Source organism: Truepera sp. (genome assembly GCA_032027045.1).
Taxonomy (GTDB): domain Bacteria; phylum Deinococcota; class Deinococci; order Deinococcales; family Trueperaceae; genus JAAYYF01.
Genome location: JAVSMU010000001.1, coordinates 1,770,420 through 1,794,848, shown reverse-complemented (window position 1 = coordinate 1,794,848; position 24,429 = coordinate 1,770,420). Strand labels below are relative to the sequence as shown.

Here is a 24,429-nt window from a genome sequence, read left to right as displayed (position 1 = left end):
TCAGTATATGGCGTGTGGCACGCCCTCCTCGAGGGGCTCGGCGCGCGCGTCGCCGGTGGCGACGGCCACCGCTTCGCCGAAGAGCCGCGCGGTCGTGATGGCGAGCCCCTCGTCGTCGAGGTGGCGGTAGGCGTGCACGAACGTCCGGAGCTGGTAGCGCCGCAACAGGCCCGCCATGAGGCCGGGCGACTCGTAGGGGGAGAGCCGCGTGCCGGCGGGCAGGCGCACGGCCCGCCCCAGCTCGTCGACGGTCCCCAGCTCGCGAAGCGCCTGCAGGATCCGTTCCGACTTGGCCGCGAGGTAGGGCGAGGGCGCGCCGCGCCTCAACGCCTGCAGGCCGCGGCGCACCTCGCTGACCGTCGGCAGCTCCTTGGCCTCGCGCTCCAACTCGTGCAGGGTGTCCGGGCCCAGGGCGAGGACGACGGGGGTGCCCGCGCGCACCAGGCCCTCCAGGGTGGCGACGGCGTCGGGGCCCAGGTCGGTGACCAGCCTGCCCGTGCCCGCGCGGGTCACGGGCGCCGCCACGAGGGGCGCGGCGGTGTCCTCGCCCACCTCCGGCGCCAGCCGCAGGGGCTCGGCGGCGCGAACAGCGCTGGCCCGGAACTCCAAGGTGCGGGCGTTGCGGAACTCGTTCTCCTCGAGTTCCACCGCCACGTTCACGCTGCCGCCGACCGGCAGGCCGGGCGCCAGCTCGCCCATGCGCCACGCCACGCCCTTCACGCCCCCGATCCGGAGCTGCAGGGTGTTGCCGTCCTTGCCCACGGCGCGCGCCGCGTCCAGCGTGCCGGTGAGGGCGAAGAGGGGCGCCGGGTGGCCCTCGCCGAACGGCTCGAGGTCGACGATGGCGCGGTAGAGGCCCGCGGTCACCTCGTCGGCGCCGATGACGGTGTCGGCCACCACGGTGGGCACGGGCCGCGGGAAGCGGCCGGCGAACTCGTGGACGGCCGCTCGGAACGCGCCGAAGTTCTCCATGTCGAGCGCGAAGCCCGCGGCCTGCTTGTGCCCCCCGAAGCGCAGCAGGTGAGGCGCCGCGGCCCGCAGCCCCTCGACGGCCGAGATGCCGGGCGTGGAGCGCACGCTGCCCTTGCCGGCGGCGGCGATGTAGACGGGCAGGTAGAAGCGTTCGAGCAGCTTGCTGGCGACGATGCCCATGACGCCGGGGTGCCAGCTGGGGTCCTCGATCACCAGCGCCGGCGCCTCGGGGTCGGCCTTGGCTAGTGCCGACTCGTACATGCCGTCTTGGATCTTGCGGCGCTCCAAGTTGCGCGCGTCAAGGTATACGGCCAACTCCGCCGCGCGCCGCTCGGAGCGTGTCACCAGCAGCTCGAGCCCCACGTCGGCCTCGCCCAGGCGCCCTGCGGCGTTGAGGCGCGGCGCCAGCACGAAGGCCACGCTGCGGGCGGAGATGGGCGCGCTGAGGCGCGCTTGAGCCACGCTGGCGCGCAGGCCCGGCCAGCGCGAGTCGTGCAGCCGCTTCAGCCCCTCGCGGATCAGGGCGCGGTTCTCTCCCAGGAGCGGGGCCACGTCGGCGATGGTGCCGAGCGTGGCGAGGTCGGCGTACTCGAGAGGCGCCTCGAGCCCAAGAGCGTCGTGCAGCGCCCACAGGAGGTGGAACGCCACGCCTGCTCCAGTCAGCTCGGGCAGGCCGTGCCGGGCCGCGGGCGAGAGGCCCGGGTGAACGACGAGGCAGTCGGGCAGGGCCGCGCCCGGGCTGTGGTGGTCGGTGACGATGACCTCGACGCCTGCTTCTTGCAGCGCCCCGATCTCGGCCAAGTTGGTGACCCCGCAGTCCACCGTGATGAAGAGGTCGGCCCGCGCGGCGTGCTCGGGAACGCGGGCCATATGAACGCCGTAGCCGTCGGTCAGGCGGTCGGGTATGAAGGTCGCGACGTTGGCGCCCAGTTCCTGCAGGCCGAGGAAGAGGACGGCGGTACCGCTGATGCCGTCAGCGTCGTAGTCGCCATGGATCAGGATGCGCTTGCCCTGCCGCACTGCCAGGGCCAGGCGCTCGGCGGCCTGCGCCAACGCAGGGTTGGGGCTCAACACGAGGGGAGGATCCAAGTGGGATCGCGCCTCGTCGCGCAGGCCCCTGGCCCATAGGACCGCCGCGAGTGCCGGCGGGACTTGGAGCGCGCGGCTGAGCGCCGCGACGGCGCTGGGCGGCGCGGGCGGCCTCACCGACCACCGCACCTCGGGCACCCCTTGGGGCATCAACCGGCTTCGTCGTCCGAGGTGGTCTCGCCCGGGTACGGGTCGCCACGGTCGGGGATCACCGGTAGTTCGGTTTCGTGCTCGCTGTAAGGGCTGTGGGTTGCGCGGCGAGGGCTGGTCACGCTGGTGCGCGAGACCGGCGGGCCGGCGCTCACCGCCTCGAGCTCGGCGACCCTCTCACGCAGCTTCTTCACCTCGCGCGAGCGGCGCCACAAGGAGAGGCGCGTGGGAACGAAGCCGACCGCCCAACCGGCCACCAGCGCGAACGCCAGGACGTATGCCACCGGTATCGGCGGTAGGAGATAGTTGAGGATCGGCAACTCGACCTGTTGCCGGTTGGCGGCGTGGAAGAGCCACAGGTACCCGGCCAGTGCTAGCAGCAGGACGAGCCTGATTATGCGGACGCTCTTCACGGCCACCTCCGGGGCAAGTCTACAGCAGGGGGCGGGGTTCGTAACCCAGGGGCGCCCGCCACCCCCGTGCAGGCACATACAATCGGACGTCGTGAGCGTTCCCGAATTCCTCGAGTCCATGCCCTCCGGTGACCAGGGCGTGAAGCCCGTCAGGGTCATGGCCGCCATGTCTGGAGGCGTCGACTCCTCGGTGGCCACCGCCCTCCTCGCGGAGCAGGGTTACGAGGTCGTCGGGAGCATGCTCAGGTTCTGGCCCGACGAGAAGCCGGCGGGCGCCTTCGACCTCTGCTGCAGCCCCGACGCCGCCTACGACGCCCGCCGCGTGGCCGACGGGCTGGACGTACCGTTCTACCTGCTCGACTTCCGCGACACCTTCCAAGAGATCGTCATGGACCCCTTCGTGCCTACTTACCAGGCGGGCAGCACCCCGAACCCGTGCGTGTGGTGCAACCGCCACATCAAGTTCGGGGCGTTCGTCAAGCGGGCCCAGGCCCTGGGGTGCGAGTACATGGCGTCCGGGCACTTCGTGCGCCGCGTGGACGGCCCGCACGGCCCCGAACTGCACCGCGGCGTGGACGACGACAAGGACCAGACCTACTTCCTGTGGGCCCTGCCCCGCAACATCCTCCAGTACCTGCTGTTCCCGCTGGGAGACCTCACCAAGGCCGAGGTGCGGGCCATGGCCGCCGAGCGCGGCCTACGCACGGCGGAGAAGAAGAGCTCGTCCGGCCTCTGCTTCGTGCCCACCACCGTGAAGGCGTACCTCGAGGAGGCCTCGCGCGCCGTTCCCGGCAACGTGGTGGACGCGTCGGAGGGCTACGCCGTGGTGGGCGAGCACCGGGGCGTGGCCTTCTACACCATCGGGCAGAAGCGCGGCCTCGGGCTTCACAAGTCGCACCTCGAGCGCTACGTGCTCGAGCTGAGGGCCGACAGCAACGAGGTGGTCGTCGGCACGCGCGAGATGTGCCACTGGCGCACGCTCGAAGCCGGCCTGCGCAACTTCCTCACACGCGAGGAGCTGTTGCCGACCAGGGTGCAGGCTCAGGTGCGCTACCGCCAGCAGCCCGAAGATGCCACCCTGACGCTGCTGGAGGGCGACCGCTTCCGCCTCGAGTTCGACGAGCCGCAGTTCGCGGTGGCCACCGGCCAGAGCGCCGTCATATATGACGGCGAGCGGCTGCTTGGCGGCGGAGTGATAGCAAGCCGCGACGCCTGACGGGGCCCCGCAGGCCCCACCCCGTACCCGGCGGCGCTTTCCGCTACAATCTGGTAGGAGGTTCAACCATGGGAAGCCTCATCGTCTTGATCGTCTTGGTCGCGTTGGGTGTGTACGCGGTCTCGATCTACAACAGAATAGTGGCGTACGAGAAGCGCTATCAGAACGCCTGGAGCCAGATCGACGTTCAACTCAAGCGCAGGTCCGACCTCATCCCCAACCTCGTGGAGACGGTGAAGGGCTACGCCGCTCACGAGAGCCAAGTGTTCGAGGAAGTAACGCGCGCCCGCGCCTCGCTCATGAACGCGAAGACGGTGAACGAGTCGGCCGACGCCGCCAACGTCATGACGGCCGCCCTCGGTAAGCTCTTCGCGGTCGCCGAGGCTTACCCCGACCTCAAGGCCAACGAGAACTTCAAGATGCTCCAAGAGGAACTCTCGGGCGTCGAGAACAAGATCGCCTACGCGCGGCAGTTCTACAACGACGCGGTCATGCAATACAACACCCTCATCGAGACGGTGCCGGCCGTGTTCCTCGCCGGTCCCATGAACAAGAAGGCCGCCGTCTTCCTGCAGATCCCCGAGGGCGACCGCGAGGTGCCCCAGGTTTCCTTCGGCGCCGCTCCCCAAGCCGGGGCTTGAGCCGACAGGCGCGACAGGCGCGATAAGCGCGAGGGGCCGCCCCCGGGAGTCCGCCAGCCGGCGGCCCCGGGGGTTCGGCCTTCGTGACGTAAAGTGTGCCCTATGCAGCAGTTCGATCCCGACGTGGTCGGCACGCGCCCGGACCCGGGTGTGGATCACGCTGCGCTCAGCGGCCACGTGCAGAAGCTGGGCGACCAGTTCACCGTTCCCGGGACGGGCCGCAAGATCAACCTGCTCGATTACGAGGCGGCCAACAAGCGCAGCACGTGGCTGCTGGCCCTCGTCACGATGGCGTTGCTGGCCGCCGCCGCATACCTGCTGGCGCAGGCCGTGGAACCCACCGCGGCGCTCTTCTTCATCGGGGTTGCGGTGCTCGTCGGCTTCGGTCAGGCGGCGGTGGGGTTCTACTTCTCCGACCAGATCGCCCTTGCCGCCTCCGGGGCCCGGGTGGCCACCGCGGAGGAGCACCGCTACCTGCTGAACGTTTCAGAGGCCGTGGCCATAGGGGCCGGCGTTCCCATGCCCAAGGTCTACGTCATCGACTCGCCGGCGCCCAACGCCTTCGCCACCGGCCGCGACCCGCAACACGCCTCCATAGCGGTCACCACCGGCCTGCTGCAGCTGTTGGAGCGCCAGGAACTGGAGGGCGTGGTGGCTCACGAGCTGGCCCACGTGCGCAACTACGACATCCGCTTCATGTCGATGCTCGTCGCCACCCTCGGCGCGCTGCTGGTGCTGCGCGACATGGTCATGCGTTGGGGCATGTACGGCGGGCTGTACGGCAGTGGCGGCTCGCGGCGTTCCAGCTCCAGACGCTCCGGCGACGGTGGCGGGGGCAAGGGCCAGGGCCTCGCGCTCGTCCTCCTGCTGGTGTTGCTCGTCATCGGCCCGCTGGTCGGCGCGCTGCTGCGGTTCGCGGTCAGCCGCCGCCGCGAGTTCCTCGCGGACGCCACCGGCGCCTACATCACGCGCAACCCCGAGGGGTTGGCGCTGGCGCTGGAGAAGCTGCGCAACTACCCGGGCCCTCGCCTCGAGGTGAGCGAGGGCGTGAGGCACATGTTCATCGTGAACCCCGCCATGCAACTCGGCGGCGAGGGCGGCCTGTTCTCGACCCACCCGCCCATCGAGGAGCGGATCAGGCGCCTGCGCAACATGTGAGGAGGCGCGCCCTGGCTCGGCCGAGGGTGCGAGGCTCAGGGGGTGTACGCGGTGTGACCCATGCCCCTGACAGGACCCAACCCGTTTCGTTATCACCGAGGGGACCGTCCCCCCACGCCACCCAAGCAGGGAGTTGATGCATGAAAGCAAGGGTCTTGATAGCGTCCGTGTTCGTCGTTCTAGCCGGGTCCGCCGCGGCTCAGGAGCCGCTCGAGACCTCGGGCGTGATAAATGCGACCCTTGGCGGGGAGCAGCGCGTATGGCACTCGGTCATCACCAAAGGGCCAGGCGTGCGGGTCAACACCGCCGACTGGAGCCACTTCGACTACGGAAGCGAGTTCTACACCTTCGGTATCAGCGCTTACCCGGGCACGGACGTGACGCTCGACGACGTGCAGACCATGGAGGGGCGCCTCGAGTTGACTTTCACGGTCTTCGGCGACCTGCCGACCGATTGCCCCTGCACGGTTGACGCAAGCATCACGTACCACAGCCGCGACTCCATCACGAAGGACACCTACGTGAACGACGAGGTTCCAGTGACTCTCACGGAATTCCGGCCGGTTGACGAGACCAGGTTCGCCATCGCCGGTAACTTCGAGGGAACCCTCGCTTACGTCATGGACGCCCTCGCGGATCCGGACCCCGCTAACGCGCTGGAAATCGCCGGTAGCTTCGAGGCCACCATGGAACCCTCCGGCAACCAACTAGCCGGCAACTAGCTAGCTTTCTTGCAATCTCTGCGTCGAGCGCCGGGCGCCCGGCTCGGCCCCACACATCTAAACCGTGTGGGGCCGAGAAGCGACCTGACTAGCACCGCGGCCGAGCCGCTGGGTTAGGGCGCGACCGCTCCCTCGAAGATCAGGTACCTAGCGTTATCGTTGTCGCTCACGAGGAGGTTGTTGCCGAACGCGTAGACACCCGAGGGGTAAGCGAGCCCCATGGCCGTCGGCGTGACCGAGCCTCCGTCCGTCAAGGCGGAGTCCATGTCGGCTTGGCCAAGCACCTTGTCTGCGGGTTGGCCGTTAGCGGTCGGTATGGCGTCCCAGACGAGTACGCGGTTGTTGTCTCCGTCTGCCACGAAAAGCTGGGTGCCGTTGCTGTGGAGGGACTGTGGGTAGTCGAGTTTGCTTGCCCCGACGCCGGGAGCGTTCGTGCCGAAGCCGGCTTGGCCGAGAACGACATCGGCTTGAGCGAAGTTGGACGTGGGGAAGGTGTTCCAGATGAGCACGCGGTTGTTGTCGGCGTCCGCCACGATCAGGATCTTGCCGTCGGTCCAGACTTCGGTGGGATAGTCCAGGGTCCGGGCGGTGGACGCAGGGCCGTCCGTTCCGACTTGGGCGTCGTCGTTCGCGGCGCAGGTGTCGAACGCGTTCTGGCCCAGCACGATATCGGCGGGGGTGGTGCCGTCGGCCGGGATCTGGTTCCAGATCATGACGCGGTTGTTGCTGGAGTCGGCCACGATGAGCTTGTCGCCCTGGATGTACATGCCCTCGGGGGAATCGAACTTGGTGGCCGTGCAGTCGCTCGAGTCAGTCACGAAGTCCGTCTGCCCGATCACGTGCTCGGCCGGCGGGTAGGTCGTGGTGGGAGGGGTGTCGTAGACGAGAATGCGGTTCGAGCCGTACTCGAGTTGGAACAGCCGGGTGCCGTCGGTCGCCAGCGACTGCGGCCCATCCATCCGGCTTGCCGAGACCGGGGCGCTGGCCGAATCATTGAAGCCGTCGCGGCCCAGTACGAAATCCGCGGCCGCGCCGTTGGTCGTCGGAACGCCGAGGTACCCCATGACCCGGTCCTTGCCGTAATCGGGGAGATAGAGGACGTCGTTCAGAAGTAACGGCCGGCCGTAAGGGCTGGAGAACAGGCGCGTGACGTCGGCCTCGGACGCCGACGTGAAGTCCGGCTGCCCTATGACCACCGATGCGGCCTGGTTGCTGGTGAGGTCTATGAACGGTGGCTTCTCCGCCGGCGGCGTGGAACAGGCGGCGAGGATGAGAGCGAGAACGGCGAGAAGTGCGGGGGCTCGTCTAAGCTTGCGCATTTGACCTCCGAATGGTTTCCCAGGGCGGTGGCAAGCTGCCTTGGAGTTTCGCCGCGTTCCTGGTTGACGTCGTTGCGGACGCACAGCTTGCATTGCAGCAATACCTTTGGAGCCGGGCGGCTCGCAATGTTCTTCCGCACATCACGGCTGTGCAGGGCCGAGAACGGGCCTGCGAGCACCGCGGCCGAGCCGCCCGGCTAGGGCGTGGTTCCCCCCTCGAAGATCAGGTACCGGTGGTTATGGTTGTCGGCCACCAGAAGCCTGTTCCCGATGGCATAAACGCCGGTCGGGTGGTCGAACCCGCGGGCCGTGGCCGACAGCGCGCCGCCGTTGGGCAGTGCCGAAACCAGGTCGGGCTGGCCGAGCACGGCGTCGGCGGGTTGGCCGTTGGTCGTCGGCATGGCGTTCCACAGCAACACGCGGTTGTTGTACGTGTCGGCAACGAAGAGTTGCGTGCCGTTGCCGTGGACGGACTGAAAGGCGTCGAGGCCGCTCGCCGCCGCGCTTGCGGCGTCGGAGCCGAAGTCGACTTGCCCGAGGACGAGGTCGGCCGGAGTGAAGCTAGCGGTCGGGAAGCCGGTCCAGATGAGCACGCGGTTGTTGCCGGCGTCGGCCACCACGAGGAGCTGACCGTTGGTCCACACTCCCGTGGGGTAGTACAGGGTGCGGGCGGTGGGCGCGGCGCCGCCTAAGCCCGACTGGGCGTCGTCGTTCAGGGCACAGGTGGCGAACGAGGCCTGGCCGAGCACGACGTCCGGCGGCGTCATGCCGTCGAGGGGGATGGTGTTCCAGATCAGGACGCGGTTGTTGGTCGAATCGGCCACCATGAGCTTGCCGCCATGCGCGTACATGCCCTCCGGCTCGTCGAGCGAGGTGGCCGAGCAGCCCGGACCGCCCGACGTGAGGTCCGGCTGCCCGATCGCGTAGTCGGCCAGCGCGTAAGTGGTGGTTGGGGCGGTGTCGTAGGCCAGGATCCGGTTGAAACCGAAGTCGCTCAGGAACACGCGCGTGCCGTCGGTGGCCAGTGACTGGGGCCCACCCAGCCGGCGGGCCGATGCCGGTCCGGGGGCGAAGTCGTCGAAGCCGTCGCGGCCGAGCACGAAGTCGGCAGCCGCGTCGTTGGCCGTGGGCACGCCGAGGTAGCCCATCACGCGGCCTGCGCCGTAGTCGGGCAGGTACAACACGCCGTTCAAGAGTAGCGGGCGGCCGTAGGTACTGGTGAACGAGCGCGTCATGTCTGTCTCGGAGGTGGGCGTGAAGTCGGGCTGGCCGATCACCACGGATGCCGGCTGGTTGGTGGCGAGATCGATGTAAGGCGGCTTCGCCACCGGGGGCGGCGAGCAGGCGGCCAGGAAGATGGCAAGCGCGGAAGCGAAAGGCAGGAAGCTGCGGAAACGGAACATGGTGCCTCCAAGGAGCGGTCCGTTGGCGAGGCGCACGCAGCACGAGTGGGCCGGATTCGGGTGAAACGAGGCCGGCCATGTAAGAGCCTGTGTTGCGCCAAGCATGACGACAACGCGGGCGCTGGAGCGGTGACCGTCGGCACAACCCATGCCCAAGGGGCTCGCGCCCGAGGCAAGCGGTTGCGATGGCCCAGCCGTTCGGGCGCCCACAAGCCGCCGCAAAGTGGCCGGCGGGCGGTTACCAGGCGGCCGCCAGCAGCTCCAAGCTCCTGAGGCGCGCCTCGTGCGAATGGACCATGGTCGAGATCATGAGCTCGTTCGCGCCGGCCTGCCCCTGCAGTTCCGCCAAGCGCGCCGCCACGGTGGCGGGCGAAGCCAGCACGTGCTTGCGGCGATTCTCCATGATGAACGCGCGCTCTTGAGCGTCGTAGTCGTAGGCGGCCGCCTCCTCGGGCGTCGGCACCGGCGCGAACTCGTTGCGCCGCATGCGGAGCCACGCGAGGTCGAGCGAGCCGGCGAGGAACTCTGCCTCCTCGTCGCTGGGCGCGCAGATGACGGACAGGGCGAGGATGGCGTGCGGGGTGGGGAAGGCGTCCGAGGGAACGAACGCTTCGCGGTACGCCGTGATGGCCGAGGCGGCGGGCGCTTCGCTGAAGTGCCCGGCGAAGGCGTAACCGAGGCCGAGGCTCCCCGCGAAGGCGGCGCTGGCGCCGCTGGAGCCCAGCAGCCAGACCGGCGGCAGGGCGACGTCGGCCGGTGACGCCCTCACGCCGTGGAAGGCGTGGCCTGGCGGGAAGCCGCCTCTCGAGAGCGAGAAGAGCTCGTGGAGCTGCGCCGGGAACTGCTGGGCGTCGAAGGGGCGCATGGCGGCCATGGCGGCGCGGTCGGATCCGGGTGCCCTTCCGATGCCCAGGTCTATGCGCCCGGGGTGCAGGGCCTCGAGGGTCTGGAACGCCTCGGCTATGCGCAACGGCGCGTGGTTCGGGAGCATGATGCCGCCGGAACCGACGCGGATGGTGCTCGTGGCGGCGGCCGTGTTGGCGATGAGCACCTCGGGCGCCGAGCTGGCGATGCTGCGCATGCCGTGGTGCTCGGCGTACCACACGCGCTCGTAGCCAAGTTCCTCGGCCCGCTGGGCAAGGCGCACGGAGTTGGCGAGGGTCTTGCTCGAGCTGACGCCGGTGCCCAAGTGCGCGAGGTCGAGGATCGAGAGGGGAACGCGCGCGTCGGCCAGCATGGGGCGCACGCTACCAACGCGCGGCGCAGTCGCGCGTAGTTGGGGTGGCGCAAGAGAACCGTCCCGCGCTCTTTGCAGGGCGCGGGACGGTAGGTGCCTGGAGGGGTACGCGGCCTAGCCGGCCTTACCCGTGTTGGTCCTCGTCGTCGGAGCCGAAGTCGGCCTCCGTGGCGTGGTCGTAGGCGTCCTCGGCTTCTTCCTGAGCCGTTGCCTCGGATGCTGCTCCCGTTTCGGCCTCGTCGTGGGCGGCGTCGCTGCCCGCCTGGGCTTCGGCGTCGGCCGTGGCCTCGGCTTCCGCCGCGCTAGGACGCTTGCCCTGCCTGAAGGCAGCGGTGAGCATGGCGGCGGCCTCGGTGGCGTCGATGGCGTTCTCGGGATCGACGTGTTCCTCGGGCTCGGCCTTGGCGACCGGGGCGGGCGCGGGCTTGGCGACTGGAGCGGGCGCGGACTCGGCGACGGGCGCGGGCTTGTCGGCCTTCTCCGGGGTGTCGGTTTCGGCGACCGCCTCCTGCGTATCTCCGCCTTCGGCTTCGGAGTCAGTCTTCGTGTCTCCGAGGCCGAACTGGGCGAAGAGGTCGGCGTACACGTCACCGAGCTTGGTGGTCGTCTTGCTGCCGGCGGCGTCGGCCACGTAGCTGTAGTCGTAGTCGATGTCGCGGCTGCGGCGGCCACGGCGGCCGCGGCTGGCTCCGGCGCCGGCCGGTTGCGCGTAGGCGCCACGGCTGGGGCCGCCGGCGGGCTGGTTGCCGCCGAACTCCGCCGCGTTCTCGGGCGTGAAGGGCAGCATGCGCTTGCGCGAGAGGCTGGCGCGCTGCTCTACCGGGTCGATGTTGAGGATGACCGCGGTGATCTCGTCGCCCTTCTTGAAGTGCTCGTTGATGTTCTCGATGTGATCGTGCGAGAGCTCGGAGATGTGCACCAGGCCCTCGATGCCCTCTTCGATCTCCATGAACACGCCGAAGTCGGTGATGCCCGTGATGGGGCCGGTGATCTCGGTGCCGGGCGGGTAACGGTCGGGCAGGCTGCTCCAAGGATCGGGCTGCGTCTGGCGGAGGCCAAGCGATATCCGCTGCTGCTGGATATCGATCTTGAGGATCATCGCCTCCACCTCCTCACCCTCGGTAAGGGCTTCCTTGGGGTGACGGATGCGCTTGGTCCAGCTCATCTCGCTGACGTGGATGAGGCCCTCGAGGCCCGGCTCGATCTCGACGAAGGCGCCGAACGGCGTGAGGTTCGTGACGGTGCCCGTGATGCGCTGGCCGATGCTGTAGTGCGCCAGCACGTTGTCCCACGGGTTGGCCACGAGCTTCTTCATGGAGAGGTTGATGCGCTCGCGCTCGAGGTCCATGTCGAGGACCTCGACCTTGACCATGTCGCCCAGCTTGACCACGTCACGCGGGTGGCTGAAGCGGCCGTGGGTGAGCTCGGAGCGGTGAACGAGGCCGTCGACGCCGCCCAGGTTGACGAAGACGCCGAAGTCGGTGATCTCGACGACCTCGCCTTCGAGGCGGGCGCCGGGCTCGAGCTTCTTGAGCGTGTCTTCCTTGAGGTGCGAGATCTCGTCTTCGAGGATGGCGCGGCGGGAGATGATCACGCGGTTGCGGCGCCGGTTGAGCTCGATGATCTTGACCTTCATGCGGCGCCCGACGTAGGGCGCCAGGTCGTTCACGCGGCGGATGTCGACCTGGCTGGCCGGCAGGAAGGCGCGGACGCCGAGGCTGGCCACGAGGCCGCCGCGGACCTTCTCCACGATCTCGACCTCGACGGGTTTGCCGTTGTCGTGGATGTCTTGGAGGAGGTTCCAGGCGCGCTCCTGGTCGGCGCGCTTCTTCGACAGCGTGATGGTGCTGTTCGGGATGTCGGAACGCACGACGTAGACCTGGATGTCGTCGCCGGCCTTGAAGTACTTGGCCGCTTCCTCGAGGTTCGACTCGTGCTCGAAGAGCTGGTTGTAAGGCAGCATGCCCTCGATCTTGGCGCCGACGTCCACGACGATGCCTTCTTGCGCGAGCATGATGACCTGGCCGGTCGTGATCATGCCGCGGTGGACGGGCTTGCGGGCCAGCATCTCGTCGCTGGCGGCCAGCACGTCTTCCATGCTCATCTCGTTGTCGGCGGCGCTTGGAGCTGACGACGCCTCGCTGGGCGCGCTGTCTGCGGCCGGCGCCGTGGCTGCCGCGTCGGCCTCGCCGACGGTGGCCGTGGCCGCGCTGCTTGCCTCGGGGGCGGACGGCACATCTGCGCTGCTTGCCTCGGGGGCGGACGGCACATCTGCGCTGCTTGCCTCTGGAGCGGGCGGTACGTCTTCTTCGCTGCTCGCGTCCACGGCGGGCGCTACGCCTGCGCTGGTCGCGTCCGCGGCGGGTGGCACATCTGCGCTGCTAGCGTCCGCGGCGGGCGCCGCGTCATCGCTACCAGGCTCGTGGCCGGCGGCCGTTGCCGCGACCTCGGTAAGGGAGTTGGTATCAGCCGTTTCGGAGGAAGCCGGGGTGAAGGAGGTGGTGTCTTCGTTGTCAACCGGCGTGCCTACACCCTGTTCGGCATCGGCGGCTGCGGCTTGGTTCGGGCGTTCTTCCGGGGCTGGGACGGTGCCTGGGGCAGGGTTACCCGCGGCGGGGTTTACTTTCTCATCCATGTAAGGGGTTTCCTCCTGAAGTGGTGTCTATGCGACAAGGGTTCATTAGACCACGTCAGGGGCCAGAAATGCAAGGACGCCGCGCACGGTTTGTAGCACCAGTCGACATTTTCCGAGCGCCGTTTAGGCGCTGGAACGGCCGCCGGACCCGTGCACGAAGCCATGCACAAAGGGTGAACCCCGCGTGGGAGGCGCGGGGTTCAGATCGGAAGAGGATGGGAGGAGGTAATGGGAGGCTTACCTCGGTTCCACGCCTCTACCCTACGAGCCACGCCTTACAGAATTCTTACTTTGCGTCTTGCGGCGGCAGCCGCGCCCGTTGGCAAGCAGTTTCTTGGGGCAGAGGCACCACCAATGAACGCCCACATGATTCCCACCAAATGGGTGAACCCCGCGTGGGAGGCGCGGGGTTCGTTTCGGAAGAGGGTGGGAAGAGGTATTGGGAGATTTACCTCAAGTCCACGGCTCCAGCCTACGGGCGTCCTATTACGAGATTCTTACAAGGCGCTCCAGGGCCTTCACGAACCCGAAACTAATCCTTAGGGCAAACGCCCGACCGTGACGCATGCACATGCAACGCCGGAACCGGAGCATAAATGAAGCACCCGGTACAGAAGCCGCTCCCAACGGCACTCCGGGTGCTTGTTTCTCAACCCAAGCTCTTTCCGATCAAGGGCGATCTTAGCATGGCCCGCGGTCGTGTGAGAGCGGCGGTTCATAGGTTGATGCCGTGCGCTTCTAAGCCCAGCTAGCCGCCGTCATTTCCGTTGGTGCGGAGGTCGTCGAGCTGTTGATCCACCCGGTACGCCCACTCGTTGCCCGAGGAGGGGAGGAAGATGCCCGTCTCGCCCATGATGCGGCCGGCTCGCAGCTCGCTCACGTCCCAAAGCACGTCGATCTCGCTGTTGAGGCGGTAGAGCTTCGACTCGGAGTCGTACTCTATCTCCACGCCTTCGAGCGCCTCGCGCAACTGGTGGCGGAACTGGTGGAAGTACGACTTAGCCGCGGACGGTTTCTCGTCGGGGAAGACGTCGAGCAGCACGCGCTTCAGGGAGACGGCCTTGTTCTCGAGGAAGTAGGCCATGAGCTCGACCCCGCGCCGAAGGGGGATGTGCACGGGCTTGTCGTCGAGGAGCATGCGTTCGTCGCCCATGGTGAAGATCTCGAGCACCTGCACGGCCGTGCCGGCGATGCGCGGGTGGGTGCGGAACGCGATCTGGCGCAGCTCGGGCAGCAGCGTCCACTCGCGGGCCAGCAAGGCCTGGTTCTGAAGCGACACGCTAAGGGCGTGCAGCTCGTCTAGCTGCCGCTGCCAGTCGTCGGTGCCGCTCACGCGGAGCAGGTCTGCGTAGTGGAGCCGCACCGCGGCCTGCTCCTGCAGGAGGCCCATCTCGCCGAAGGCCTGCATGAGCCCCTCGAATTCTTGTAGGGCGTGGCTGACGGTGTAGCGCTTGGACCAGTAGTTGAGTAGAACCTCGCGGAAGCGGAAGGTGAGCCTATCCGACTTGTCGGAGATGAGCGTTTGGGCCCGCATGAGGTGGTTGAGGGCCTCGGTGTAGTCGCCGCGAACGCCGAGGATGCAGACCAACGGCAGACGGCAGAGGAACTCCTCGTAGGAGAACTGGAGCTCGGTGGCTAGCTTTATGGCCTCCGTGTAGTGCTGGATGGCGAGGTTCATGCTGCCGTTTGCCCAGGCGATTTCGCCTAGGAGCCAGTTTCGTTCGGCTTGAAACGAGGGGGGGGCATTCTGGAGATCGACTGAGTCGGCCTCAATTTGTGCCTCCCTGTGGCGCCCAAGATTTATGAGTACAGTGGCAAGTCGAATCTTCACTTTCAATCGTTCTACGCCCGATGTGCCGACTAGGCCTCGCTCAAGGAACCACAGCGCCCGCTGTGACCTGCCGATGCGCCCATGAAGGACCGCCAATTGGACCAAGATGGAGGGTGCCAGGACATTGTATTCTGGTACGCCCTGAATAAGCCGCCAGGCGGTTTCCGCGGCCTTTAGAGCCTCTCTAAGATGGCCGCTTGTCTCCTCACTAATGCTAAGTATTCGATAGTAGAGAGCAGCGTCATAATTGCTTAGCAAACTGATGTTAATCCGAGACATTTCGATTAGGGCGTCTTCTCGGCGCTCGACGAACGGTAAGACATGCGCCAAGTAGACCCTCGCGCCCTCCTCACCCCGGTTCGTCGCCCTATACAAGGCTTCCAGCGCTTCCATGTCTCTCAAGGTCTGGAAGTAGCACACGCCCACCCAACGGTCGTCCTTCGCGGTTGGTTGCTGGATTCTTAGGAATGCTTGTATCCCATCTTCAAAGCGCTCAAGGAAAGCCCATCCCTGAACTTCGCTTTCAAGTGTTACGCCGGGGAACTTCTCCTGAATTAGCTCCTCCACATGGAGGCGGCTAGCTTCCACGGGTGCATTCACTGTCCGCAATCCGTCAGCAATTCTGAAGCGCTGGGTGTCAAGTGAATCACTAGTGGCAGTATATACGAGGCAGAAACGGGCGTTTCAACTCGACGACGACGCCCGCCTCATTTGCTATAGGGACGGGATTTATGTGTCGGCATCGGTGCAAATCGGCCTTACATGTTCTTGCAAATTGTCCCGTGACCTGATATGGTCTAGCGCAATCGACCTGGTTGGGAGACCAATGGTTCGGTTCGCATCATGGGAGTGGTGCGGGGTTGGAAGAGGGTGGGAGGAGTCGGGAGCTACATGTTCCGCTGACAAATCCCTTCGACCATAGAAGCGCTATGCAGATTGACATAGCGTGCTGGGGGATTCTACCCGGCAGCCGTCTCCAGAGGCTAGGGAAGCCTTGAGCGGTATGAGTCGCCCAAGAGGCGGCCATTGGAAGGATGGGTTTGGGATGAAGAACACTGGAAAGCGCATCTTCGCTGCGGTTGTTTTTGCGGTCCTCGTTAGCATGCCGTTGATTGGTTTTGCAGGGGTGCATTTCTCCCAGAGGTAAGTAGCGTCAAAGAACGATTGTAACAGGCTGAAGGCCCGGGTTGTACCTGCCCGGGCCTTTCGCGTGTTGGACAGAATATATGTGGAATCTAAGCGATCCCCCCCTAAAGTCCTCTATTAAGTAACTCAAGCGCAGAATTGGCGCTAAGGGGGCGGTATGCAGCGGATCGGGCCACGGGGGCTTCAGGCGACCAACTTGAAAGCGCCACTCTGGTTGCCTACCTGGCGTCGCAATGCAACCACACCAGCAAACCAGATGTTCTTGTGGCTGATGGGCGTGTCCATCACTACGACTGTTGGCCTGCTTGGCGTCAGTTCTGGATTCTTGGCCCCCGTTGTGCTTATCCCTATTCCATTTTCAGCGATGTTGGCGGCTATAGCCGTCCGGTCCTCAATGAGGCGAGGGGGCCTTCTCACAGATATGAAGTCGCCGTCAGAGACGAGGCAGTCCCCCTATTTGTCGAGAGAAGAAGTTCGCCTGGGTCTGGCCGAGTTGGCACAGAAAGACAATCCCGATACGCACGAGCACAGCAAGTGGGTGGCTGAAACAGCTGTCCTTTTGGGCAGAGAACTAGGTCTACCCGACGACGCATTGAGCTCCTTGTACTGTGCAGGCGTCTTACACGATTTGGGCAAGATCGCCGTGCCCAAGTCGATTCTTGAGAAGACTGGTAGGCTTAGTGATGAGGAGCTTAGAGAGATTCGAAGGCACCCAGTAGTTGGGGCAGAGATAATTATGGCAGTGCTTCCGGATGAATCGGATCTTGTCAATGCAGTCCGGTTCCACCACGAGCGCTGGGATGGCTACGGTTATCCGGAAGGCAGACGGGCTACGGGCATCCCCTTAGCAGCACGGATTATCGCTATAGTGGATGTGTTCGAGGCCCTAACAAGCAACCGTGCCTATCGCGCTGCACTTACGCCCGACCAAGCTATCGTCTACATTCGTGGCGCAGCTGGCCTCCACTTTGACGCGGAATTAGTGCGGTTGTTTGAGAAGCTTTACTCAGCTGGCCGGATTCGCCGAGAGAAGTGGACTGCGACTATACAACCGAGCCTGGCGTGAAGTTGAATGCCCTCAACAACTACCTAGCTGCGTGGAAGCTCTCAGTTGACGTGCCGCTGAGCCGCGGATGTGAGTAGGCATTCTGGAAAGGGAAACGCGTTAGGTAAGGCAATCACTCGTTTAGTCCCCTTCGAGCCACTGTGCGACTATGGCGTGCCGTGTCCGGTAGACCTCAATGCCTAATAGTCCGGCTTCAGTCTGGCCCTTGGCAATAGCCTAGAGGTTGACGGGCCTTTGTCTTTATTGTGAGACAATAGTCAAAATCAAGGCAGTGGCAGCAGGGTGCCGAAGTGTCTCCTCTGGATTCGCTGAAGAGCGTTTGATTTTCTTGGGCCCGGCGCGTGGTCTCACGGACGCAACGTCAAGTTCGGGAAGGATAAATTGGGGATGAGCAATAGTTGGCGGATGCGAATGCAGGCGACGCTTGCAAGAGTACCGCGGCGTACTCTGTTGCGTTGCCACCGCAGGAGTGGAATTGACGTAATATGCGGTGCCCTGTTGTCGTCCAATTTGCCTTTGCTTTCAGTTTGGGTTGACCAGCCCATGGATGAGGATGCTTTCGCGAGAGTTCTGAGAAGTTCTATTGCTCGTGGACTTGGCACTTCGTTCGGCGAGAACAGTGGGTCTTTCTCGGCGGCCATATCTGTGATTGAGGAGTATCAAATGCGAGTAGGTCCGTTTCGACTTGTGTCGGGCTGGGCCGAGACAAATTGGCACCACATAATGAAGCTGCTTGCGACTTTGGGGCCAACCTGTGACGCTATAGTCGTCGTTGATGAGATCTCGTCAAGTATCCCGTTGCAACTGGCCAATTACGTTGTCGTGGACGGGGATTTTCTGCGATTGACAGAGTCAGAAGCGCTCCTTGAGACGCCTGACCTGGTTGAGCCCGAATCAGTGCTATTAGCTCACGAACAGAATGCCGGCAATTACCTTGACGTTCTATCGTCTCTCTTGCGTCTGCCGATAGTGGAAAAATACTCGAGAACTGATGAACCGGAAAGAGGGGGGAGCGCCCTTTCTCCAGGCCAAGTGATCGACGGCTTGATACACCGCGAAATGTGGGGCATGGCCTTTGATTATGCGTGTCAACTCGCGCCAGATCGAATTCCGGGGTTCATTGACCGAGCGGGGGACTGGTTCTTTAACCGGGGCGAGCACGAGTACATTTATGCGCGACTATCCGGCTTGCCGAACAAATTCCGTGATGAGCCCAAAACGGCATATTGGGGTTTCGCGGCCGCTTGTGCGATTGGAAAACAGTGGTTGCTGATGCCACGAATCCGTCGAATCCTTCACGATTCAGAAGCTCCAGAACTCAGGTCGACGGTTGCGATGGCCTATCCAGGTATGAATATGTTAAGCGAGACGGCAGCGGCCATAAGCGCGCTAGAAGCGCCAATCACCCTAAGAGCACATGGATTTGCATTGGGCATACACGGCGAGAGAGACATGCCGATTGTGATGTTTAGAGAAGCGATGCGCTTGGCCGACATGGATGGGGCACACCATCTCGTCGTGGCGTGCGGAATCGACATCGCGCAACATGAAATTCGCGTCGGTAACTATCGAGAGGCAATTGGCTGGGCGCGCTGGGCGCTTGGGGAGAAGAGACGGCGAGAAGTGGTAGATGTGTCTCGGAAGTTGTCGGCTAAAGCGACCTTGGCCTTTGCCACGCTCTTGGTCGGCGAAGCGCATGAGGCCAAAACGCTATTGGCTGACATTAGCGTTGGAAGTGAATTGATTGATGTCCCAGGTCTCGAAATGTTGATTTCTACCCTGGGAGGAGTTGACTTGGTGACGGGAGATCTCGATCGTGCGGGAGAAAGGCTTAGCGCTCTTGTGGAAAGGTCCCCAGTGGAGGCGTCTGCACTCGCTTCACTGGAGCTAGTGGCTCTGAAAATCGCCCAGCGAAAACAACGAGACGCTGAAGCGCTCTCTCATCAAGTCTTTTCGATTAGCCGGACTGGTTCTGCACTCGAAAAGGCTTTGGGGAAACTAATCAAGGGCATGGTTCTCCTGACCGGAGGCGAGGCCCAGGCCGAAAGCCATTTGCGGAGCGCCCTAGAAGACCTCAAGCCAGTTGCAGCAGCAGTTCACGTTGCCCAAGCGGCCATATGGGTAGCCATATCGAGGCTCCTAATGAATGACGCCAAGGGGGCATTGAAATGCCTGAAGAATCATGCGTACTACCTAGATCCGCTAAGCGACTCTGGTTGGAAACTGCTAGCTGCTGATCATGAGTGTTTAGAAGCCGTAAAAAAGCTATATCGGGATTCCAAGGTGACCGTGGAGCTCCGGTTTCTTGGAGGCCAGCAAATGCGAGACGGCCCAAAGTCAGTGGAATTGTCGACACGACAGGCGGAGATTCTTACCCTGCTCCTCCTTTACCCTGCCGGCCTAACAGCCGAAAAGCTACATTCATTTCAGTATGGAGACGTGGGTGATGCCAAAAGAACCAAGGTCGCCGTATCGCGGTTACGCAAGAAGTTCCCGATTTCAAAATCGCCATACAAGTTGGAAACCCCGGTTAAGTCCGACTTCTTGGAAGCCACGAGTTACATTGAAAGCGGCAAATTCCAAGCGGCACTAAATCTCTACGCGGGACCATTGCTTCCACAGTCGGACGCTCCTGCAATCGTCGACCATCGACACCATCTTGAGGAATCCATTCGTCAGGCTGTATTGATTTCGCAAGACACCGACGCGCTAATCCAGCTAGGAACTGTTCTGGATGACGACCTTGAGGTATGGCTTGCAGCGCGAGATAGCCTGAGGCCGGGCGATTATCGAAAATCGGCAGTTACAGCCAGGATTCGCAGGATCCGCTCCGCCTGGTAAGTCCCTCCTAACATGGCGGAAGTGCGGATTATGCTCGCTCCCGGCCGGGCCGCGGAGTTAGCTGCCGGCTGGTCATCCAGTATTGTGGTACTGGCTTTGTCAATGCTGGCAACTGGAGTCTAGAATTTGGAATCGTAGTCGAGCGCCTGAATCTTACCAAGCTGGATGGGCGGCACCAATGGGGGCCGCCAAATCCAAAGGGATGTCCAAGCGGAGGATCAGGTAACACACGTCTCCACTAGCGAGCCGGCGTCAAAGCTGATTGTGTCCAAGCAGTGCCGCAATGTACTGAGCTCGGGACTCGATGCCGAGTTTGTTAAGGATGTTTGAAACGTGCGCATTGATTGTCTTCTGAGAGACCCTCAAAGTTTCGGCAGCGCTGGAAGTATCTAAGCCCTGGAGCAACAAGCGCGTTACCCGCAACTCCATGTAGGTGAGACCTGACTTCCACTGATAGGTCTTGAGGGATGACGCTGCCGCGTAGATGCCTGCGACAATGGCGCGAAGGTCACTCGTCCCGACGACGCCGCTAATATGAAAGCTGGCCAACAAGTCGCGATATGCATCATGCGTGCCTTGGGTGACGATCAGCGTCTTCGCTCTGTCGAGGCTATTCATCTCCGTCAGTCTGCCAATTGCCCATGCCATCGGGAAGTCCAGCAGAAGATGGGCGGAGTAAGGGCCTGGCTGTTCGGAAGCCGAAGCCTCAATGTGCTCCAAGGCATGTTGAATCAACCGATGGTAGGACAAATCGGCTGCTATGACGTTGATGACTGGAGCTTTCCGGGCCATTGGACTGCCTCCGCAATGTGAATTTCCCGCAACGGGCCTTTACTTTGGGCCAAGCCGGGTTACATCGCGGTTACAGCGCCGGTAGGCGGCTACGGCCCTTTCTGGGTCGAATTTCGCGTGGGAGAACTCGCCGAAACGTTCCCAGTTAGTCGCCCAAGCGGTCTAGGCGATTGTCGTCCGGTGATGCAAGGTGCACTTGTCAACTGCCAAGGTTGCCGCTGGAATAATGGTGACGCTAGGTTGCGTGCAATAAGCTGGCCCGTCGCGGGGCAGCGTTCTTAGGCAGCCCGGTGGAAACATTGCTCCACAACCGCCCGAAGCGGCAATAATGTAGGTGCCCGACAGCCCAGGCCAAGATTATCGAAGCCGCTGCATGGACGCGATGCTATTCCGGCCTAACGTTCGCCTCACAACCACATGCGCATCGAGTGGCCACCACGCGCACGCACGGCGCGCAGCGAGCGACCTACCGCCCGCTCTACCGGCCAGCCACCCTAACTCGAGGGCCCGCGCCAACTACCTATTCGCCGCATAAGCCGCCTGAATGTCAAGCAGCTCCGCAGTCACGGCGTTCTGCCGCGCCTGCCTGTACGCGGTGCCTAGCTGCGTTATGCGCTCCTCTATGTTGCGTTCGGCGGCGTCCATGGCCGCCAGCCTGGCGGCGTTCTCGCTGGCCTGTGAGGCCGCGAAGGCCAGCACCAGCGCGTGGGCTATGAACTGCCGCACGAGGCCCTGAAGCAGGGCGTAGCCGTCGCCCAGGGCCATCGGCAGGCGGCGTGACGGCCAGGGCCGCGCCCGGAGGCGCTCCAGCCACTGCCTGTCCACCGGCAGTATGCGCACCGCCACCGGCTGGTAGGCGGCGCCGCGCGTTGGGAGGTTGTAGGCCAGGTAGAGCCGGCCCGCCAGGCCCTGGGAGCGCCAGCGGTCCACGTGTGCCAGCACCTCGACAACGGACTTGTCTATGGCGCCCACGTTGCCGGGCGGCGCCACGCGCGCGGCGGGCGCGTAACCGGCGGCGTTCAGCCGCGAATCCACGCGCCGGCCCACGGCCAGCACCGTCGGCGCCTCGCCCTCGGGGGTCCGCGCCTTGAGGAGGCCGGTGGCGTGGCGGATGATGCGCTCGTTGAAGGGGCCGCACAGGCCGCGGTCCGAGCCGAGTATCACGGCCGCCACCGAGCGGCCCGTGGGAGCCGCCTCCACCTCGAGCAGTTCCGGGTGCAGCGTCAGCAGCGCCTGCACGGCCAGCTCGAGCGTCTTGGTGGAAGCCTCCAGCGCCGTCACCGAGCGGCGGTACTGCACTATCCGCACCGAGGAGAGCGTCTTCATGGTCGTAACCACGCTTTGCAGCGTCTCGGCGCTCTTGAGCTGCCGGCGGGTGGTCAGCATGCTGCTCATGGCGTTCCCTCAGCCGGCTCGTCATGAGTCTCGCGCGCGGTCTCCGCATCCGAAGCCTCCGGCCGCGAGGTCCCTGCCTCCGTCGCCTCGACCAGCGTCTCGGCCACGGCCTCACGTGCCGTACCCAGTAGGGCATTGCGATCGGCGTCGGACATCTCCGCCCCGCCCTCCAGGCGGCCCAGCAACTCGGCGTGGCGCTGCTTCGCAAGCGCCGCCAGCCGCCTCTCCACGCGCGCCACGTCCGTGGCCGGCACTTCGTCCAGCAGCCCCTCGCCAACTGCCAGCATGAGCGCCACCTGCTGGCCTGCCGGAACGGCGTCGAGCGCGCCCTGGGCGAACGAGGCCCGCACGCGGCGGCCGCGGCGCAGCGTCTGCTGCGTGGCCTTGTCCACGTCGGCGCCGAAGCGCGCGAACCGTTCGAGTTCCTCGAACTGCGCGTACGCCAGGCGCAGCCTGCCCGCCACGGCGCGCAGCGCGGGGAGCTGCGCCTTGCTGCCCACGCGCGAGACGGAGAAGCCGATGTCGACCGCAGGCAAGATCCCGCGGGCCGCCAGGTCGGGCGACATGACTATCTGCCCGTCGGTGATCGAGATGAGGTTGGTGGGGATGTAAGCCGACAGGTTGCGCTCCTGCGTCTCTACTATCGGCAGCGCCGTCAGCGAGCCGCCGCCGCGCTTCGCGGAGAGCTGCGTGGCGCGCTCGAGCAGGCGCGCGTGCAGGTAGAAGACGTCGCCCGGGTACGCCTCGCGGCCCGGCGGGCGCCGCAGCAGTAGCGAGAGCTCGCGGTACGTGCGCGCGTGTTGCGTGAGGTCGTCGTACACCACCAGCACGTCGTGGCCGGTCTCCATGAACGCCTCGGCCATGCTGGTGGCGGCGAAGGGCGCCACCTGGCGCAGGCCCGGCGGCTCGTGGCTGCTGGCGACCACCAAGGTGGTGTACTCCAACGCGCCCGCAGCCCGCAACGCCTCCACCGTGCGCGCCACTTGCGAACCGCGCTGCCCGATGCTGCAGAACACGCACCTCACGCCCGTGCCCCGTTGCGCCAACACGGACGCCAGCGCCACCGACGACTTGCCCGTCTGGCGGTCGCCCACGATCAGCTCGCGCTGGCCGCGGCCGATGGGGAAGAGCGCGTCTATCACCTTGACGCCCGTCTGCAGCGGCCGCGAGACGGGGGCGCGCTCGAAGATAGGGGTGGCGGGGCGCTCCACCGGTAGGCGCTCGTCGCCGGCCAGGGGCCCCAGCCCGTCCAGCGGCACGCCCAGCGGGTTGATCACGCGGCCGAGGAGCGCCTCGCCCACGGGGACGTCCAGCACGCGGCCGGTGCGCGTGACGCGCATGCCCGCGACTATGCCCTCGGAGCTGTCCAGCAGGGTCACGCCCACCTCGGCGTGCCCGAGGTCGGCGGCGAGGCCCACCTGGCCGCCCTCGAAGCGCACCACCTCGTCCACGGCCACGCCCGGCAGCCCGCTCAGCCGAGCTATGCCGCTCTCGGCCGAGGTGACCGTTCCCACCTCGCCGACGCTCAGCGTGCTGCCCAGCAGCTTGCGCGAGGCGTCCAGCGCCTCGAGCCCGTCCACCAGCGCGCGCGTGAGGTCGTCGGTGCCCTCAGGCTTCACCGCTACCGCCTGCCCTGAGCCTGGCCTCGAGGTCGGCGAGGGCCTGGTCGAAGCCTGCCTCCAGCGCCGCCAGCCGCTCGTCGCCCGAGACCGCCACCCGCACGGCGCCTACGGTCAGCTCGACCCCGAAGAGCAAGCGGTCGTCGATTACGAAGCTCGGCGGCGTGGTGGTGCTCGTGACGTCGTTCACGAGCTCGGCAAGCTCGCGCCGCTGAGGCTCGCCCAGTTCGAACGCGGTGGCGATCACCGGCGCGGCGTCCAGCGCCGCCGCTCGCAGTTCGGCCACGTGCTCCGGCTCCAGCTCGCGCAGCCGCCTGGCGAACACTGCGGTCGTGCGCTGCTCGAGGTCGTCGTCTGCCAGGTCGTCGAGCGTGGCGCGCAGCTCGCTGAGCAGCAGCTCCGCGCTGCGGTCTTGAAGCGCTGCCACCGCCTTCTTCCGACCCTCCTCCAGCGCCTCGCCCTGGCTGACGCGGAAGGCGGCGGTCTCCACCTCCACCTCGCGCAGGCGGCCTGCCCGCAGTCGCTCGGCCTCGGCCTCGACCAGCTCCAGGCGCCGGCGGCGCTCGCGGTCCATGCCGGCGCGCGCCTCGGCCAGCTCGGCGGCCTCCGCCTTGGCCTCCGCCTGCACCCGCTCCGCCTCGGACCACACCAGCGCCAGGTGCTCCTCGCGCTGCTCCATGACGTTCAGGACGGGCTTGTAGAGGAACACCCGCAGCAGCACGAGCAGCAGGGCGAAGTTGATGAGCTGCGCCGCAAGCAAGAACCAGTCGACGGTCACTTCAGC

17 protein-coding genes are annotated in these 24,429 nt (G+C 65.2%); 6 read left to right on the top strand and 11 right to left on the bottom strand.

The features are described from left to right. Complete coding sequence (gene recJ, locus ROY82_08250) at window positions 1–2,211, bottom strand: single-stranded-DNA-specific exonuclease RecJ (protein ID MDT3682450.1); 2,211 nt, start codon at window positions 2,209–2,211, stop codon at window positions 1–3. Then, entirely contained in the window at window positions 2,211–2,624 is a 414-nt protein-coding gene (locus tag ROY82_08245) for an ABC transporter permease (GenBank protein ID MDT3682449.1), read from the bottom strand. Before ROY82_08245 ends, recJ begins: the two co-directional genes overlap by 1 nt. 91 nt (window positions 2,625–2,715) lie before the next feature. On the opposite strand from ROY82_08245, the gene mnmA reads away from it, so the two are divergent. From mnmA to ROY82_08225, 4 genes are all read left to right on the top strand, one after another. Beyond that, entirely contained in the window at window positions 2,716–3,840 is a 1,125-nt protein-coding gene (gene mnmA / locus ROY82_08240; protein ID MDT3682448.1) for a tRNA 2-thiouridine(34) synthase MnmA, read from the top strand. 68 nt (window positions 3,841–3,908) lie between these two features. Then, the gene (locus ROY82_08235; GenBank protein ID MDT3682447.1) at window positions 3,909–4,481 is read left to right on the top strand and encodes a LemA family protein; all 573 of its coding nucleotides are present in this window, start codon (window positions 3,909–3,911) and stop codon (window positions 4,479–4,481) included. A 102-nt stretch (window positions 4,482–4,583) separates the two neighbouring features. Further along, a complete protein-coding gene (locus tag ROY82_08230) occupies window positions 4,584–5,639 on the top strand; it encodes a M48 family metalloprotease (protein ID MDT3682446.1) in 1,056 nt (351 codons plus the stop codon). 140 nt (window positions 5,640–5,779) lie between these two features. Beyond that, window positions 5,780–6,361 (top strand): hypothetical protein, encoded by a 582-nt coding sequence (locus tag ROY82_08225; protein ID MDT3682445.1) that lies wholly within the window; start codon window positions 5,780–5,782, stop codon window positions 6,359–6,361. Window positions 6,362–6,474: 113 nt separating this feature from the next. On the opposite strand, the gene ROY82_08220 is transcribed toward ROY82_08225, so the two are convergent. The 5 genes from ROY82_08220 to ROY82_08200 all read right to left on the bottom strand — a co-directional run bounded on the left by ROY82_08220 (window position 6,475) and on the right by ROY82_08200 (window position 14,633). Beyond that, a complete protein-coding gene (locus ROY82_08220) occupies window positions 6,475–7,680 on the bottom strand; it encodes a hypothetical protein (protein ID MDT3682444.1) in 1,206 nt (401 codons plus the stop codon). Window positions 7,681–7,877: 197 nt separating this feature from the next. Further along, on the bottom strand, window positions 7,878–9,083 hold the full coding sequence (locus ROY82_08215) for a hypothetical protein (protein MDT3682443.1): 1,206 nt from the start codon (window positions 9,081–9,083) through the stop codon (window positions 7,878–7,880). Between the two features lie 238 nt (window positions 9,084–9,321). Continuing rightward, complete coding sequence (locus ROY82_08210) at window positions 9,322–10,320, bottom strand: LLM class flavin-dependent oxidoreductase (GenBank protein MDT3682442.1); 999 nt, start codon at window positions 10,318–10,320, stop codon at window positions 9,322–9,324. Window positions 10,321–10,444: 124 nt separating this feature from the next. Further along, complete coding sequence (locus tag ROY82_08205) at window positions 10,445–12,955, bottom strand: 30S ribosomal protein S1 (protein MDT3682441.1); 2,511 nt, start codon at window positions 12,953–12,955, stop codon at window positions 10,445–10,447. A 748-nt stretch (window positions 12,956–13,703) separates the two neighbouring features. Further along, window positions 13,704–14,633 carry a hypothetical protein gene (locus tag ROY82_08200; protein ID MDT3682440.1) on the bottom strand — a complete coding sequence of 310 codons (930 nt, stop codon included), beginning with the start codon at window positions 14,631–14,633 and terminating at the stop codon, window positions 13,704–13,706. A 1,570-nt stretch (window positions 14,634–16,203) separates the two neighbouring features. Here ROY82_08200 and ROY82_08195 point away from each other — a divergent pair. Further along, a complete protein-coding gene (locus ROY82_08195) occupies window positions 16,204–16,998 on the top strand; it encodes an HD-GYP domain-containing protein (protein ID MDT3682439.1) in 795 nt (264 codons plus the stop codon). Window positions 16,999–17,643: 645 nt separating this feature from the next. Beyond that, window positions 17,644–19,839 carry a helix-turn-helix domain-containing protein gene (locus tag ROY82_08190; protein ID MDT3682438.1) on the top strand — a complete coding sequence of 732 codons (2,196 nt, stop codon included), beginning with the start codon at window positions 17,644–17,646 and terminating at the stop codon, window positions 19,837–19,839. A 252-nt stretch (window positions 19,840–20,091) separates the two neighbouring features. Here ROY82_08190 and ROY82_08185 read toward each other — a convergent pair whose 3' ends face one another. The 4 genes from ROY82_08185 to ROY82_08170 form a co-directional block, all read right to left on the bottom strand. Further along, window positions 20,092–20,631 (bottom strand): helix-turn-helix transcriptional regulator, encoded by a 540-nt coding sequence (locus ROY82_08185; protein MDT3682437.1) that lies wholly within the window; start codon window positions 20,629–20,631, stop codon window positions 20,092–20,094. 516 nt (window positions 20,632–21,147) lie between these two features. Continuing rightward, the gene (locus ROY82_08180) at window positions 21,148–22,026 is read right to left on the bottom strand and encodes a F0F1 ATP synthase subunit gamma (protein ID MDT3682436.1); all 879 of its coding nucleotides are present in this window, start codon (window positions 22,024–22,026) and stop codon (window positions 21,148–21,150) included. After that, window positions 22,023–23,645, bottom strand: a complete 1,623-nt coding sequence (locus tag ROY82_08175) for a F0F1 ATP synthase subunit alpha (protein MDT3682435.1) — start codon at window positions 23,643–23,645, stop codon at window positions 22,023–22,025. The genes ROY82_08180 and ROY82_08175 overlap by 4 nt, the downstream gene beginning before the upstream one ends. Next, window positions 23,635–24,423 (bottom strand): hypothetical protein, encoded by a 789-nt coding sequence (locus ROY82_08170; GenBank protein MDT3682434.1) that lies wholly within the window; start codon window positions 24,421–24,423, stop codon window positions 23,635–23,637. Before ROY82_08170 ends, ROY82_08175 begins: the two co-directional genes overlap by 11 nt. Between the last annotated feature and the right edge of the window lie 6 nt (window positions 24,424–24,429).

Excerpts from the sequence above, each read along its gene's own strand:
- ROY82_08230 (MDT3682446.1), top strand. The coding sequence starts at position 4,584 with ATGCAGCAGTTCGATCCCGACGTGGTCGGCACGCGCCCGGACCCGGGT.
- ROY82_08205 (MDT3682441.1), bottom strand. The coding sequence starts at position 12,955 with ATGGATGAGAAAGTAAACCCCGCCGCGGGTAACCCTGCCCCAGGCACC.
- ROY82_08235 (MDT3682447.1), top strand. The coding sequence starts at position 3,909 with ATGGGAAGCCTCATCGTCTTGATCGTCTTGGTCGCGTTGGGTGTGTAC.
- ROY82_08215 (MDT3682443.1), bottom strand. The coding sequence starts at position 9,083 with ATGTTCCGTTTCCGCAGCTTCCTGCCTTTCGCTTCCGCGCTTGCCATC.
- ROY82_08180 (MDT3682436.1), bottom strand. The coding sequence starts at position 22,026 with ATGAGCAGCATGCTGACCACCCGCCGGCAGCTCAAGAGCGCCGAGACG.
- ROY82_08195 (MDT3682439.1), top strand. The coding sequence starts at position 16,204 with ATGGGCGTGTCCATCACTACGACTGTTGGCCTGCTTGGCGTCAGTTCT.
- recJ (MDT3682450.1), bottom strand. The coding sequence starts at position 2,211 with ATGCCCCAAGGGGTGCCCGAGGTGCGGTGGTCGGTGAGGCCGCCCGCG.
- ROY82_08225 (MDT3682445.1), top strand. The coding sequence starts at position 5,780 with ATGAAAGCAAGGGTCTTGATAGCGTCCGTGTTCGTCGTTCTAGCCGGG.
- ROY82_08200 (MDT3682440.1), bottom strand. The coding sequence starts at position 14,633 with ATGAACCTCGCCATCCAGCACTACACGGAGGCCATAAAGCTAGCCACC.
- ROY82_08220 (MDT3682444.1), bottom strand. The coding sequence starts at position 7,680 with ATGCGCAAGCTTAGACGAGCCCCCGCACTTCTCGCCGTTCTCGCTCTC.
- ROY82_08210 (MDT3682442.1), bottom strand. The coding sequence starts at position 10,320 with ATGCTGGCCGACGCGCGCGTTCCCCTCTCGATCCTCGACCTCGCGCAC.
- ROY82_08185 (MDT3682437.1), bottom strand. The coding sequence starts at position 20,631 with ATGGCCCGGAAAGCTCCAGTCATCAACGTCATAGCAGCCGATTTGTCC.